This window comes from Autumnicola musiva (assembly GCF_031846585.1).
Classification (GTDB): Bacteria; Bacteroidota; Bacteroidia; order Flavobacteriales; family Flavobacteriaceae; genus Autumnicola; species Autumnicola musiva.
The window spans coordinates 1-13,642 of the sequence record NZ_JAVRHK010000018.1 but is presented as its reverse complement, the minus strand read 5'-3'; the positions used below and the strand labels follow the sequence as shown (position 1 = coordinate 13,642).

Genomic DNA, 13,642 nt, shown 5'->3' with positions numbered 1-13,642 from the left:
GCAAATGTTTTGCCCTGTAATAACAAAGATATATGATCGGGAAAACCTATTACCTTAAACTTATGAAAAAACTACTGCTGCTTCTTATTATCATTTCAATATGCTCCTGTAAAACCAGGGTGGATGCTGTTACTGATTCTCCGGAACGCCTGGGTTTTGTTGCCGATAAAGCCATGGTGGTTTCGGCCAGGAAAGAAGCATCCGGTATTGGTTTGTCTATTCTGAAGAAAGGTGGAAATGCTTTTGATGCCATGATTGCTACAGAAATGGCTTTGGCAGTGGTTTATCCATACGCTGGAAATCTTGGTGGAGGTGGTTTTATGGTTTACCGGAAGGCAAACGGGGAAACTGGCACACTTGATTACCGCGAAAAGGCACCCTTGCTTTCCACCAAAGATATGTACCAGGATGAAAATGGTGAGGTGATTTCTAATTTGAGCAAAGTTGGGTGCATGGCTGTGGGAGTTCCTGGAACAGTGGCTGGAATTTTTTCGGTACATGAAAAATTTGGCTCCATGCCAATGGAAGAAATTCTGAAACCTGTAATTGCCCTGGCGCGAAACGGGTATGTAGTCACAGAAAATCAGGAGGCAAGCCTGGCACGTTACAGGGAAATGTTTGTTCAGGTAAATAAAGATAGCATCCTTTATTCCGGGGATTTTGCTGAAGGGGATACTATAAGGAATTTTGCCCTTGCCGGGACGCTCCAAAGAATTGCCGAAAATGGCCGGGATGAATTTTATAATGGCCGTACGGGGGAGAGAATAATTGCCTACCTGCAACGGCAAAAAGGTATTATGAGCATGCAGGATTTAAGAGAATATCAAACGTTTTGGAGAAAGCCCATTAATATGGAATATAATGATTTAAATATAATTTCCATGCCGCCGCCGTCCAGCGGGGGAATTGTATTGGGGCAGATTTTAAAGGTGATTGAAGATTATCCTATTGATGAATACGGGCATAATTCGGTAAAAACAATCCAGGTTTTAACAGAAGCAGAAAGACGGGCGTATGCGGACAGGAGTTTTTACCTGGGTGACCCCGATTTTGTTGATATTCCGGTTGATGTTTTACTGGGTGAAAATTATCTTGAAGGGCGGATGGAGAATTTCAGCTTTTCTGAAGCTACCCCTTCTTCTGAAATTGAACATGGTGAAATTGCCGGTTACGAAAGTATGGAAACCACCCATTATTCTATTGTAGACCAGTTTGGAAATGCCATTGCGGCCACTACTACTTTAAACGGAGCTTATGGTTCTAAACTTTATGTGGAGGAACTGGGATTTTTTCTGAATAATGAAATGGATGATTTTAGTGCGAAACCGGGAGTACCCAATATGTTTGGTCTTATTGGTGCCGAAGCAAATTCAATTGCGCCGGGTAAGAAAATGCTGAGTTCCATGACTCCCACTATTGTAGAGAAAAAAGGCAAACTATGGCTAACGCTTGGTTCCCCGGGCGGTTCCACTATTATTACATCGGTTTTGCAGACAATATTGAATGTGGAAGAATATAACATGACCATGCAGGAAGCGGTAAATGCGCCACGTTTTCATCATCAATGGCTGCCCGATGAAATTCTGTTTGAACCCAATGCCTTTAATGCTGAAATTCTGAAAAGCCTGAAGGCAAAAGGCTACCATATCAACGAAGGGGAGTCTACTGTAATAGGAAAGGTGGACGCTATACGAGTGCTGCCTAACGGAAAACTTGAAGGAGGTGCCGACAGAAGGGGAGATGATACCGCCGCAGGTTTTTAGTTTCGCCTGAAGTTTTCTCACTACCGAATTTAAGCTATTTTTGCACAAACCTGCCATTATGTATAAAGCGCTCATCAGGAAGATCCTGTTTAAATACGATCCTGAAAAAGTCCATTATTTCACTTTTGATACTTTACAAAAGTTAAATAAAATTCCTGGAGTTTCCTCGATTCTGAAGAAGAAGTTTTTAGTGGAAGATCCTAAACTGGAAAGGGAGGTTTTCGGCTTAAAATTTAAAAATCCCGTAGGCCTTGCCGCAGGATTTGATAAGGATGCGAAACTCTATAAAGAACTTTCCAATCTCGGTTTTGGTTTTATTGAAGTGGGAACCGTTACACCCAAACCACAACCCGGAAACGAGAAAAAACGACTGTTCCGGCTTAGGGAAGATGAAGCGATAATAAATCGAATGGGCTTTAATAATGGTGGAGTGGAAGAAATGGTGGAGCGCCTTAAAAAGAATAAAAATGTGCTAATTGGCGGTAATATTGGGAAAAATAAAGTTACGCCCAACCAGGAAGCGGTAGAAGATTACAGAATCTGTTTCAAGGCCCTGTATGACTACGTGGACTATTTTGTGGTAAATGTTAGTTCTCCTAATACACCCAATTTAAGAGAGCTTCAGGACAAGGAACCTTTAACTCTTTTACTTACTACGCTTCAAAAGTTAAATGCAGGCCGTCCAAAACAAAAGCCGATATTATTAAAAATCGCTCCCGATCTTACCGATGCCCAGCTGCTGGATATTATTGAAATTGTGGAGGAGACCCGAATTGCCGGAATTATTGCAACAAATACTACCATTTCAAGAGATGGTTTACATTCTGAAAATAAAAATGAAATGGGGGGCTTAAGCGGAAGACCACTGCGGAAGCGTTCTACGGAAGTAATCCGGTTTTTAGCTGAAAAAAGTAATCAAGCCTTTCCAATAATTGGAGTAGGAGGAATATTTTCTCCTGAAGATGCGCTGGAAAAACTGGATGCCGGCGCCAGCCTGGTTCAATTATACACGGGATTTATTTACGAAGGCCCTGGGTTGATAATGGAGATAAATAAAAAAATCCTGGAGAGGGAAGCTGTGCAGTAAACTTTCTATGCGAAAAGAAGTTGGAAACTAGATTCAGGAATCTAAACAAGAGGAATGATGAATAGAAAAGCTTGTCGGTTATGGTTTATGAACTGTGGTTTTTTACCTTTTACTTTAAACAAACACAAACTCATAGATGCTTGAACAGCTGATACCATTTTTAACCGCTTCAGTTTTGCTGACGATTTCTCCCGGGCCGGATATTATTTATGTGCTCGTAAGAGGAATCGCAAACGGTAGTAAATACGGAATCGTGGTAGCACTCGGGTTAGTTTCTGGAATCCTGGTGCATACCAGTTTGGTGGCTTTTGGCGTTTCTGCAATAATTAAAAATTCGCCGGTGCTCTTTATGCTTATAAAAGTTTTTGGGGCGCTTTATCTTTTTTACCTGGCTTACCAGGTTTATAAGAGTGATCCTGAAATTGCCTTTTCTACAGAAGGCCTGCAAAGAAAATCTTTATTTTCACTTTTTAGACAGGGATTTATATTGAATGTACTTAACCCGAAAGTCACGATTTATTTTCTGGCATTTTTCCCGGGCTTTCTATGGGAACCTGCCGGAAATACTGTATTGCAATTCTACGTTCTCGGTTTTCTGTTTATGTTGCAGGCATTTTTAATTTTTATAGCAGTAGCAATGATGGCAGGGAAAATCTCAGTTTATCTCAAACGGCACCCCAATTCCGGAGTAATTTTAAAATGGGTGCAGGTGGTGGTGTTTATTTCAATTGGGATATTGATTTTGATTTGAGAAGAAAAATAAAAACCTCAAACCGCAAAATTTAAACCATTCTCATATTTAGTCCATTTTCAAAATTTAAAATTGTTCCCTTATCTTTGGACATATGCAAAAAATAAAACTTATCGAATGTCCAAGGGATGCGATGCAGGGTATTAAATCCTTTATTCCCACGGAAAAAAAAGTGCAGTATATCCAAGCTTTATTAAGATGTGGGTTTGACACCATAGATTTCGGAAGTTTTGTTTCTCCCAAAGCCATTCCGCAAATGGCGGATACTGCTGAGGTACTGAAGCAGTTGGATCTTTCCAACACACAGAGTAAATTGTTGGCAATTGTGGCAAACACCCGCGGCGCTCAGGATGCATGTGTTCATGAAGAAATAGGGTATTTGGGTTATCCCTTTTCTATTTCTGAAAATTTCCAGATGCGGAATACCCATAAAACCATAGCTGAATCTGTAGAAATTCTGAAAGAAATCCTGGAAATAGCCGGTAATTCAAACAAAGAAGTAGTTGCTTATCTTTCCATGGGTTTTGGAAATCCGTATGGCGATCCCTGGAATGTGGAGATTGTAGGGGAATGGACCGAAAAACTTTCAGCAATGGGAGTTAAAATTCTTTCATTATCAGATACCATAGGAAGTTCTACCCCAGATATTATCGATTATCTTTTTTCAAATCTAATTCCGAAGTATCCAAAAATTGAATTCGGGGCGCACCTGCACACTACTCCGTCCAGCTGGCATGAAAAGGTGGATGCAGCTTACAAAGCAGGCTGTTATAGGTTTGACGGTGCTATCCAGGGTTTTGGAGGTTGTCCCATGGCCAAGGATGAACTTACCGGGAATATGCCTACTGAACGAATGGTTTCCTACTTTACTTCAAAAAAAGCTAATCATAATATAAAAATGGGCAGTTTTGAATCTTCATTTAATGAAGCTTCAAAAGTTTTTGGGGCTTATCATTAATTTTTTCAGAATAGAACCCTTCTTAGATTTTTTTAAAATTAACTATAGATTTCAGTAGGAATAATTAAGCCCCCATTATCATACGTTTCTACTGAAAAGAGCTTATATTTGCACGCAATTAAATCCTTAATTGCCATGACTGCACACGAATCCAAGATCTTAGGAGAAGGCCTTACTTACGATGACGTATTGTTAGTGCCTGCATTTTCTGAAGTATTGCCGCGCGAAGTAAGCATCAGAACAAAATTCACCCGAAATATTTCCATAAATGTGCCCATTGTTTCTGCCGCTATGGATACGGTAACCGAATCCCGTATGGCCATAGCTATGGCAAGGGAAGGTGGTATTGGCGTGCTGCATAAGAATATGACGATAGAACAACAGGCCCTGAAAGTGCGAAAAGTAAAACGTGCAGAAAGCGGAATGATTATAGATCCTGTTACTTTACCCATTTCGGCTAAAGTAAAGGATGCAAAGGCCCACATGAAAGAGTACAGCATTGGTGGAATCCCGATTGTAGATGGGGAAGGAAAATTGCTGGGAATTGTGACCAACAGAGATTTGCGTTTTGAGAAAAATAATGAACGACCAATTTCGGAAGTAATGACCTCACAAAACCTGGTAACGGTTTCTGAAGGAACTTCCCTTGAGCAGGCTGAAGATATTCTTCAGGAAAATAAAATTGAAAAGCTTCCGGTAGTGAATAAGGAAGATAAGCTGGTTGGCCTTATTACCTTTAGGGATATAACCAAGCTCACACAAAAACCTATGGCTAATAAAGATAGTTATGGGAGGTTACGTGTTGCTGCTGCAGTAGGAGTTACTTTAGATGCGGTAGACAGGGTAGAGGCACTGGTTGCTGCGGGTGTGGACGCTGTGATTATTGATACTGCGCATGGTCATACCCGGGGAGTGGTAGAAATACTTAAACAGGTAAAGCAGAAATATCAGGAACTTGAAGTTGTTGTAGGAAATATTGCCACGGCCGATGCTGCGAAATTTTTAGTGGAAGCAGGAGCCGATGCCGTAAAGGTAGGTATTGGGCCAGGGTCTATTTGTACTACAAGAGTGGTTGCCGGGGTTGGATTTCCGCAATTTTCGGCTGTGCTGGAAGTTGCTGCGGCAATTAAAGGTACAGGGGTTCCAGTAATTGCAGATGGTGGTATCCGGTATACAGGGGATATCCCCAAAGCTATTGCAGCAGGAGCCGATTGTGTAATGCTTGGATCTTTACTGGCAGGAACAAAGGAATCCCCCGGGGAAACTATTATTTACGAAGGAAGAAAGTTTAAATCTTACCGCGGAATGGGTTCTGTGGAAGCAATGCAGAAAGGGTCCAAAGATCGTTATTTTCAGGATGTGGAAGATGATATTAAAAAACTTGTTCCTGAGGGAATCGTTGGAAGGGTACCTTACAAAGGAGAACTGGAAGAAAGTATCCACCAGTTTATTGGCGGATTAAAAGCCGGCATGGGGTACTGTGGAGCAAAAGATATCGAAGCGCTGAAGGAAAACGGAAAATTTATAAAAATCACTTCTTCAGGGATACATGAAAGTCATCCGCACGATGTAACAATTACCAAAGAATCTCCAAATTACAGCAGGTAATCTAATGCTACTAAGAATAAAAAAGAGGCTGTCGGAAATTATCGAACAGCCTCTTTTCAGTTTTAAAAGGTTTTTATTCAGTTCCTTCCGGAGGTGCAGGGGCAGAAATGCCCATTTCCTTCATTACCTTCAGGGTTATATCATATTCTTCAGAGGCAAAAGCCAGGGAATTGCCGCCCGCATTTAAAATATGAGTATAACCTTCAGCAGCGATAACTTTACGCATGGCCGCATCTATTTTCTCATATAAAGGAGTGGTAAGTTCATTCCGTTTCATTTGTACCATCACGGAAGCCTTTTGCCTGAAGCCTTTAATTTCATTCTCCAGACCAATAATTTCAGTTTCTTTTTGCTTTTTCTGCTCATCGGTAAAGGTGGTGTTGTTTTCCTGATAGTCTGCAACCAGTCCTTCGTAGTTGCCTATGCTTTGTTGCAGGTCGGCCTGTAGTTCTTTGTTATATTCTTCCAGTCCTGTATTAACTTCCGACATTCCGGGCATTTGTGAGAGAATATAATCTGCATCAATAGTTCCAGTTTTGGTTTGGGCACCTGCCATTACACTCATAAAAAGAAGTGTGATAAATAATCCGGTTTTTTTCATTTTTATTATATGTTTTTCGCAAATATAAGAGGCATAAGCTACTTTTTCCTATAAAATTTGCAATTTTATGCTATTCCTGCAAAACAAGACGTGTGCCATCTTTTAAGAAAGCATTAATTTCTTTATTAGAAATAGAAGTAGTTACAAAGCTTTGCGCAATAACTTGCAGATGCTGGACGTTTTCTTATTTTTGCCATGCTAAAGGATACAGGCGAAATCGGAATTTGTTTGGTATATAAATTGCATCCAAATTTGAGAATGAGTTTGAAAGTAAACTTTTACGGAATAATCCTGATTTTCTCGGTTCTAATTTTTGCTGGTTGTAACTTTTTTAAGCCGGCAAAGGAGCAAAAAGTCGTGGTGCGGGTAAATGATTCTTATCTTTATGAGGAAGATATTATGGCACTTATAGATGAAGACACCTCCCCTGAAGACAGTGCTTTAATTGTTTCAAATTATATTAACAGGTGGGCCACGCAGCAGTTGCTTATAGACCGGGCAGAATTAAACCTTCCGCAGAAGCAGCAGGATGAATTTAATGATCTTGTGGAGAATTACCGAAATGAAATTTATACCAACGCATATACCGATGCTGTGGTCTCCAGGAGCCTGGATACTGCGGTTAATCCGGATGAGATAGAAGCTTACTATGAGCAGAACAGGGAAAGCTTTAGGCTGAATGAAGACCTGGTGAAACTAAGATACATCAACCTGGATAAGGAAAATACCAATTTTGATGAAATTAAACGTGCTATTCAGCGTTTTAATGAGAAAGACAAGGCGGAATTGGAAAGACTGGCCCTCCAGTTTAAAAACTATTCTATGAACGATTCTGTTTGGGTTCGAACCAAAGCAGTTTATGATAAAATCGGGCCGCTTTCAGTAGATGATCGTTCCCGGCTGCTAAAAAAATCGAATTATCTGCAGCTTGAAGATTCACTAAACGTATATTTGGTGTACGTAAAAGATGTGCTGGAAAGGAATGATCAGGCCCCGATGGAATATGCCGCACCAACCATAGAACAGATTTTGCTCAACAAGAAAAAACTGGAATTAATAAAGGAATTAGAAAAAGATATTACCAAAGATGCAATCAAAAATAATGAATTTGAAATATTTAACTAAAATCGCGGCAGGCATTATACTTGTCTTTTCAGCTCTTACTGGAAATGCACAGGAAGTTGTGGTGACCGATAGTACTGCTATCCAACCGCAGGAAGAGGTGGCTGAAAATACAGTAACCAATAACAACGAGCGCAGGAGAGTAGAAGGGATTGCGGCAGTTGTTGGAGATTATATTATTCTGGATAGTGACATTGATCTTATGTACAAGCAAATGCAGAGCCAGAATATGTCTACGGCAGATGTTACAGAATGCCAGCTGGCCGGTTCTTTAATGGAAAATAAGCTGTATGCCCACCATGCTGTCCAGGATAGTATTGTAGTGCTGGACGCAGATATTAGAGGATATATAGACCAGCAGATAGCAGAAATGGTAAGGCAGCTTGGATCTATGGAGAAAGTGGTGGAGTATTATAATAAAGGATCAGAATCAGAATTACAGGACGAACTTTTTGAAATCAATAAACAAAGACAGCTTTCCCAGAAAATGCAACAGAAAATTGTTGAGGGGATTGAGGTTACACCGGAAGAAGTAAGGGCTTATTTTGAGGAAATGAAAAAAGATGAGCTGCCCATTTTTGGGGATGAGGTTGAAATTTCACAAATTGTTATAGAGCCTGAAGTTCCTGAAAGCGAAAAACAAAAAGCCATAGACAGGCTAAATGAATTCCGGGCAGATGTTGTAGATAATGATGCCAGTTTCAGGACAAAAGCCATTCTTTATTCCGACGATACCAATACAGGAGGATCTATCCTTTCTCTTGGAAGAAAAGATAATTTTGTAAAGGAATTTAAAGATGTTGCCTTCAGTCTTCAGGAAGGGGAGGTGAGTGAGCCTTTTGAAACTGAATTTGGTTTCCATATTATAGAAATTGACAAAATAAGAGGTCAGCAGGTAGATTTAAGACACATTTTAATTATTCCTGAAGTGACCAATGCAACAGTGGAAAAAGCCAAAGCTGAAATTGATACTATTAGAAAAAGAATAAATGAGGGTGAATTAACTTTTGCCGAAGCAGCTAAGGCATCTTCAGATGAAGATGAAACCCGTGGTGACGGTGGAAGGCTAAGGAATCCACAAACCGGGGATACCAAATTTGAACTTACCAAGCTGGATCCCACACTTTATAACCAAGTGGTAAATCTTGAAGAAGGAGAAATGTCCTTAAGGTTAAGCGATCAGGATGGTACCGGCAAACCGTTTTTTAAAATTATCCAGGTAACCAAACGTGTTGCCGAGCATGAGGCAAATTATGCCACAGATTATCTTAAAATTAAAGACCTGGCATTACAGGCAAAGCAACTGGAAGCCATAGAAAAATGGCAAAAAGAAAAAATTGCCGATACATATATTAAAATTAATGGTAAATTCAGGAGCTGTGAATACAACAGTAACTGGTTGAAAAAGTAGAATAATCTGAATGTCTGACGTTGCGCTTGTAGAAAAATTAGTTGAAAAAAATCAACATTTAAAAAGGGAAATTTCCAGGGTAATTGTTGGCCAGGATGAGGTGATAAATCAAATTCTGCTCTCCGTTTTTTCCGGAGGGCATTCTTTGTTAATAGGAGTGCCCGGTTTAGCCAAAACTTTAATGGTAAATACCATTGCAAAGGCTCTTGGGCTTAACTTTAAGCGAATCCAGTTTACACCAGATCTTATGCCCAGTGATATTCTGGGAGCCGAAATTTTAGATGAGAACCGCCAGTTTAAATTTATTAAAGGTCCTGTTTTTGCCAATATCATCCTGGCAGATGAGATTAACAGGACCCCACCCAAAACACAGGCGGCTTTATTGGAAGCCATGCAGGAACGTGCAGTTACGGTAGCGGGACACCATTATAAACTGGATCTTCCTTATTTTGTGCTGGCCACGCAAAACCCTATAGAGCAGGAAGGTACATACCCTTTGCCCGAAGCCCAGCTGGATCGTTTTATGTTTGCAATTAATCTTGAATATCCCAGTTTTGAGGAAGAAGTAAATGTTGTAAAAAGCACTACATCAGATGAAAAACCGGAAGTGAAATCTCTTTTTTCTGCTGAAGAAATTTCAGAACTGCAGCATGTAATTAGACGGATTCCAATTGCCGATAATGTTGTGGAATATGCCGTGGGGCTGGTTGGAAAAACACGGCCTGCCGGAAATACTGCTCCCAATCTTGTTAAAAATTATGTTGACTGGGGGGCAGGGCCCCGGGCCTCCCAGAACCTTGTTCTTGCTGCCAAGGCACATGCTGCCGTAAATGGCAAATTTTCTCCCGATATTGAAGATGTGCAGGCTGTTGCTATTGGAATTCTGCGGCACAGGCTTATTAAAAACTACAAAGCCGAAGCTGAAGGAATTTCTGAAGAAAAGATCATCAGGGATTTATTCTGACTTCTATAGTTTAGTGAACTCCTGTGTTATTTGCTCCTACTCCTTTCCTTTTACCGGTTCTTTACAGTGAGGCTAATTTTCCATATTTTAATTTTCGGTCTTATAATTTATCAAATTAATAATTTTTAGCATATTTTTTTGTTTTTACTGAAATATTTCTTCTTACATATAGAAACTGCTTCATTATTTCCATTAATTTTTGAATAATAACTGTAATTTTCAAAATTCAAGGAAAATTCGTAATTTCGCCTGACTTTTAGAACACAATAAACACTTTTAAAAAATGGCGTACGATATTGATATGATCAAGAAGGTGTACAGCCAAATGGCAGATCGTGTAAATAAAGCACGTGAAGTTGTTGGGAAACCTTTGACACTTTCAGAAAAAATACTTTACTCCCACTTATGGGATGGAGAAACTTCTTCAGCTTTTGAGCGGGGTAAAGATTATGTGGAGTTTGCCCCGGACAGGATTGCCTGCCAGGATGCAACTGCGCAAATGGCTTTGCTTCAGTTTATGCAGGCCGGTAAAAAGAAAGTAGCGGTGCCTACAACAGTACATTGTGACCATCTTATTCAGGCCAAAATGGGAGCGGCTATAGATCTTCAGGCAGCCAATAAAACCAGTAACGAGGTTTTTGATTTTCTTGAATCGGTATCAAATAAGTATGGCATTGGATTTTGGAGGCCTGGTGCCGGAATTATCCACCAGGTAGTTCTTGAAAATTATGCATTTCCGGGAGGAATGATGATAGGTACAGATTCTCACACGGTTAATGCCGGTGGACTGGGAATGGTTGCCATAGGTGTAGGCGGGGCAGATGCTGTAGACGTAATGGCAGGAATGCCATGGGAACTTAAATTTCCTAAACTAATTGGGGTGAAACTAACCGGATCACTTTCCGGATGGACAGCTCCTAAAGATGTTATTTTAAAAGTTGCCGGAATTCTTACCGTAAAAGGGGGAACCGGGGCTATTATTGAATACTTTGGAGAAGGAGCCCGCTCTATGTCGGCTACCGGTAAAGGTACCATTTGTAACATGGGGGCTGAAGTTGGTGCAACCACTTCTACTTTTGGATACGATGATTCCATGGAGCGATATCTTAATGCTACCAACCGTAAAGACGTGGCAGAAGCTGCAAATGCTGTACGTGAGCATTTAACCGGAGACGACGAGGTTTATGCAAATCCCGGAGAATATTTTGACGAGTTAATAGAAATCAATCTTTCTGAGTTAAGGCCTCACCTTAACGGGCCGTTTACACCAGACCTGGCAACTCCTATTTCAGAAATGGGAGCTAAAGCCAAGGAACATGACTGGCCTGTAAATGTGGATTGGGGACTTATTGGTTCCTGTACCAACTCTTCTTACGAGGATTTAACCCGTGCCGCTTCTATTGCCAAACAGGCGGTTGAAAAGAAAGTAAAAGCAAAATCAGATTTTGGTATTAATCCGGGATCTGAACAAATTCGATTTACTGCTGAAAGAGATGGTCTGCTTCAGATTTTTGAAGATCTTGATGCCACCGTGTTTACTAATGCCTGCGGACCTTGTATTGGTCAGTGGGACAGGAGTGACCGTAAAGGGGAAGAGAAAAATACTATTGTGCACTCTTTTAACAGGAACTTTTCCAAGCGTGCCGATGGAAATCCTAATACACATGCCTTTGTAGGTTCTCCGGAAATGGTGGCCGCAATAGCAATTTCAGGACGTTTGGATTTTGATCCTACCCGGGACAAGCTTATTAATGAAGACGGGGAAGAAGTAATGCTGGATGAGCCTCAGGGAATAGAATTACCTACCAAAGGTTTCGCTGTGGAGGATGACGGTTATGTTGCACCAAAGGAAGATGGTAGTAGTGTAGAAGTTAAAGTGGCAGAAGACAGCGACAGGCTTCAATTGCTTACTCCTTTTGAACCCTGGGACGGCAAAAATTTGACTGGTGCAAGGCTTCTTATTAAGGCCTGGGGGAAATGTACCACCGACCATATTTCTATGGCAGGGCCATGGTTACGCTACAGGGGCCATTTAGATAATATTTCCAATAACTGCCTTATTGGAGCTGTGAACGATTTTAATAAGAAAACTAATTTTGTTAAAAACCAGCTTACCGGGGAATATGACGGAGTACCTTCTGTACAGCGGGAGTATAAAAAAGCCGGGATTCCAACGGTTGTGGTGGGAGACCATAACTACGGGGAAGGTTCTTCCAGGGAGCACGCGGCAATGGAGCCACGTCACCTTGGAGTAAAAGTGGTACTGGTAAAATCTTTTGCCCGTATTCATGAAACCAACCTTAAGAAACAGGGAATGTTGGGAATCACTTTTGCAAATGAGGATGATTACGATCTAATACAGGAAGATGATACCTTTAATTTTATAGATCTTGAAGGGTTTGCTCCGGATAAACAAATTACTATTGAAGTAGTTCATAGTGATGGTAGTAAGGATACAATTAAAGCAAATCATACCTATAATGAACCACAAATAGAATGGTACAGGCAAGGTTCAGCATTAAACCTTATCCAGAAACAAAATGCAGCATAATTAGCTAGCTTTTAAATTTTAAAAACTCCCGGAGAAGAATACTTCCCGGGAGTTTTTTATATACAAGATTCTCCAAGAACACGGCCACGGAGTTTCCATTTCACCTCTCCTTCGGGGAGGTCGTAAATACTTTTTCGCAGTTCCGGGTGAGGGAAATATAAATTTTGGTTTTGGCTCAGAGGTTAAAAATGAAACCAGCGGAATATCCCTACGGCTTACCTCGGAGATAGTCGGCTTCTAAAAAAAATTTATTAAGAAAAGCCCGGCAATCTAGCCGGGCTTTCTAAAATTAGTCATTTAATCCCCATTTTAAACAACTAATTTATTTCCGCTATAAGATATTTTTCAATTTTATTTTTTTGTGCTATAAGCAAATCATTTGTTTTTCTTGAGTTGGAAGAGGTATAGATACAGTCATAATATAAATTTACATTGGCCAGTTCACTATTGTAACAGTGTTCATAGGTGAGTTTTCGCAGCCAATGACTCAGTTTATATTCCGAAGCAACAAAAGGCTCCTGCATGTATATAAGCCATCTATGCGACTCCGGGGAATTCTCTTCCCACTTCAGTAATTCCTGCTTGATAGCCTCCCTTATTCCGATCCTTTCTTTGATTATTGTATCTTCAAATAAGCTCTTCGATTTGCTTTCTTCAAGCATGCGATAATACATTTTAAGCAAATTCACGTTAGAGTATGAAAGACGTAAAATTCTATGATAAAACATAATAGATGCCATTTCTTCATTTTTGGTTGGGGTTGGTTCTTTGTATGAAAATATTTAAAGAATAAAACATTCAAAAAGCTGCTTTTTTGTTTAACATA

Annotated in this window: 11 protein-coding genes; 9 read left to right on the top strand and 2 right to left on the bottom strand. The window is 40.3% G+C overall.

Annotated features, from left to right (window positions below; all coding sequences use genetic code 11):
* Positions 1-62 precede the first annotated feature (62 nt).
* The 5 genes from ggt to guaB all read left to right on the top strand — a co-directional run bounded on the left by ggt (position 63) and on the right by guaB (position 6,167).
* On the top strand, positions 63-1,763 hold the full coding sequence (ggt, locus tag RM539_RS16905; RefSeq protein WP_311504601.1) for a gamma-glutamyltransferase: 1,701 nt from the start codon (positions 63-65) through the stop codon (positions 1,761-1,763).
* A gap of 58 nt (positions 1,764-1,821) precedes the next feature.
* Positions 1,822-2,850: a quinone-dependent dihydroorotate dehydrogenase gene (locus tag RM539_RS16900; RefSeq protein ID WP_311504600.1), complete on the top strand. Its 1,029-nt coding sequence runs from the start codon at positions 1,822-1,824 to the stop codon at positions 2,848-2,850.
* Between the two features lie 136 nt (positions 2,851-2,986).
* Entirely contained in the window at positions 2,987-3,601 is a 615-nt protein-coding gene (locus RM539_RS16895; RefSeq protein WP_311504599.1) for a LysE family translocator, read from the top strand.
* A gap of 94 nt (positions 3,602-3,695) precedes the next feature.
* Positions 3,696-4,559 (top strand): hydroxymethylglutaryl-CoA lyase, encoded by an 864-nt coding sequence (locus RM539_RS16890; RefSeq protein WP_311504598.1) that lies wholly within the window; start codon positions 3,696-3,698, stop codon positions 4,557-4,559.
* A gap of 135 nt (positions 4,560-4,694) precedes the next feature.
* Positions 4,695-6,167 carry an IMP dehydrogenase gene (gene guaB, locus RM539_RS16885; RefSeq protein WP_311504597.1) on the top strand — a complete coding sequence of 491 codons (1,473 nt, stop codon included), beginning with the start codon at positions 4,695-4,697 and terminating at the stop codon, positions 6,165-6,167.
* Between the two features lie 73 nt (positions 6,168-6,240).
* On the opposite strand, the gene RM539_RS16880 is transcribed toward guaB, so the two are convergent.
* The gene (locus tag RM539_RS16880; RefSeq protein WP_311504596.1) at positions 6,241-6,768 is read right to left on the bottom strand and encodes an OmpH/Skp family outer membrane protein; all 528 of its coding nucleotides are present in this window, start codon (positions 6,766-6,768) and stop codon (positions 6,241-6,243) included.
* Between the two features lie 258 nt (positions 6,769-7,026).
* Here RM539_RS16880 and RM539_RS16875 point away from each other — a divergent pair, with 258 nt between their 5' ends.
* The 4 genes from RM539_RS16875 to RM539_RS16860 all read left to right on the top strand — a co-directional run bounded on the left by RM539_RS16875 (position 7,027) and on the right by RM539_RS16860 (position 12,816).
* A complete protein-coding gene (locus tag RM539_RS16875; RefSeq protein WP_311504595.1) occupies positions 7,027-7,893 on the top strand; it encodes a peptidyl-prolyl cis-trans isomerase in 867 nt (288 codons plus the stop codon).
* Positions 7,871-9,301, top strand: a complete 1,431-nt coding sequence (locus RM539_RS16870) for a peptidylprolyl isomerase (protein WP_311504594.1) — start codon at positions 7,871-7,873, stop codon at positions 9,299-9,301. Before RM539_RS16875 ends, RM539_RS16870 begins: the two co-directional genes overlap by 23 nt.
* Positions 9,302-9,311: 10 nt before the next feature.
* Complete coding sequence (locus RM539_RS16865) at positions 9,312-10,265, top strand: AAA family ATPase (protein ID WP_311504593.1); 954 nt, start codon at positions 9,312-9,314, stop codon at positions 10,263-10,265.
* 283 nt (positions 10,266-10,548) lie between these two features.
* On the top strand, positions 10,549-12,816 hold the full coding sequence (locus tag RM539_RS16860) for an aconitate hydratase (protein WP_311504592.1): 2,268 nt from the start codon (positions 10,549-10,551) through the stop codon (positions 12,814-12,816).
* A 317-nt stretch (positions 12,817-13,133) separates the two neighbouring features.
* On the opposite strand, the gene RM539_RS16855 is transcribed toward RM539_RS16860, so the two are convergent.
* Positions 13,134-13,556 carry a hypothetical protein gene (locus tag RM539_RS16855; protein WP_311504591.1) on the bottom strand — a complete coding sequence of 141 codons (423 nt, stop codon included), beginning with the start codon at positions 13,554-13,556 and terminating at the stop codon, positions 13,134-13,136.
* Between the last annotated feature and the right edge of the window lie 86 nt (positions 13,557-13,642).

What these genes read in the sequence shown, in the direction of transcription:
- ggt (WP_311504601.1), top strand. Translation starts at nt 63, where the DNA reads ATGAAAAAACTACTGCTGCTTCTTATTATCATTTCAATATGCTCCTGT.
- RM539_RS16900 (WP_311504600.1), top strand. Translation starts at nt 1,822, where the DNA reads ATGTATAAAGCGCTCATCAGGAAGATCCTGTTTAAATACGATCCTGAA.
- RM539_RS16895 (WP_311504599.1), top strand. Translation starts at nt 2,987, where the DNA reads ATGCTTGAACAGCTGATACCATTTTTAACCGCTTCAGTTTTGCTGACG.
- RM539_RS16890 (WP_311504598.1), top strand. Translation starts at nt 3,696, where the DNA reads ATGCAAAAAATAAAACTTATCGAATGTCCAAGGGATGCGATGCAGGGT.
- guaB (WP_311504597.1), top strand. Translation starts at nt 4,695, where the DNA reads ATGACTGCACACGAATCCAAGATCTTAGGAGAAGGCCTTACTTACGAT.
- RM539_RS16880 (WP_311504596.1), bottom strand. Translation starts at nt 6,768, where the DNA reads ATGAAAAAAACCGGATTATTTATCACACTTCTTTTTATGAGTGTAATG.
- RM539_RS16875 (WP_311504595.1), top strand. Translation starts at nt 7,027, where the DNA reads ATGAGTTTGAAAGTAAACTTTTACGGAATAATCCTGATTTTCTCGGTT.
- RM539_RS16870 (WP_311504594.1), top strand. Translation starts at nt 7,871, where the DNA reads ATGAATTTGAAATATTTAACTAAAATCGCGGCAGGCATTATACTTGTC.
- RM539_RS16865 (WP_311504593.1), top strand. Translation starts at nt 9,312, where the DNA reads ATGTCTGACGTTGCGCTTGTAGAAAAATTAGTTGAAAAAAATCAACAT.
- RM539_RS16860 (WP_311504592.1), top strand. Translation starts at nt 10,549, where the DNA reads ATGGCGTACGATATTGATATGATCAAGAAGGTGTACAGCCAAATGGCA.
- RM539_RS16855 (WP_311504591.1), bottom strand. Translation starts at nt 13,556, where the DNA reads ATGGCATCTATTATGTTTTATCATAGAATTTTACGTCTTTCATACTCT.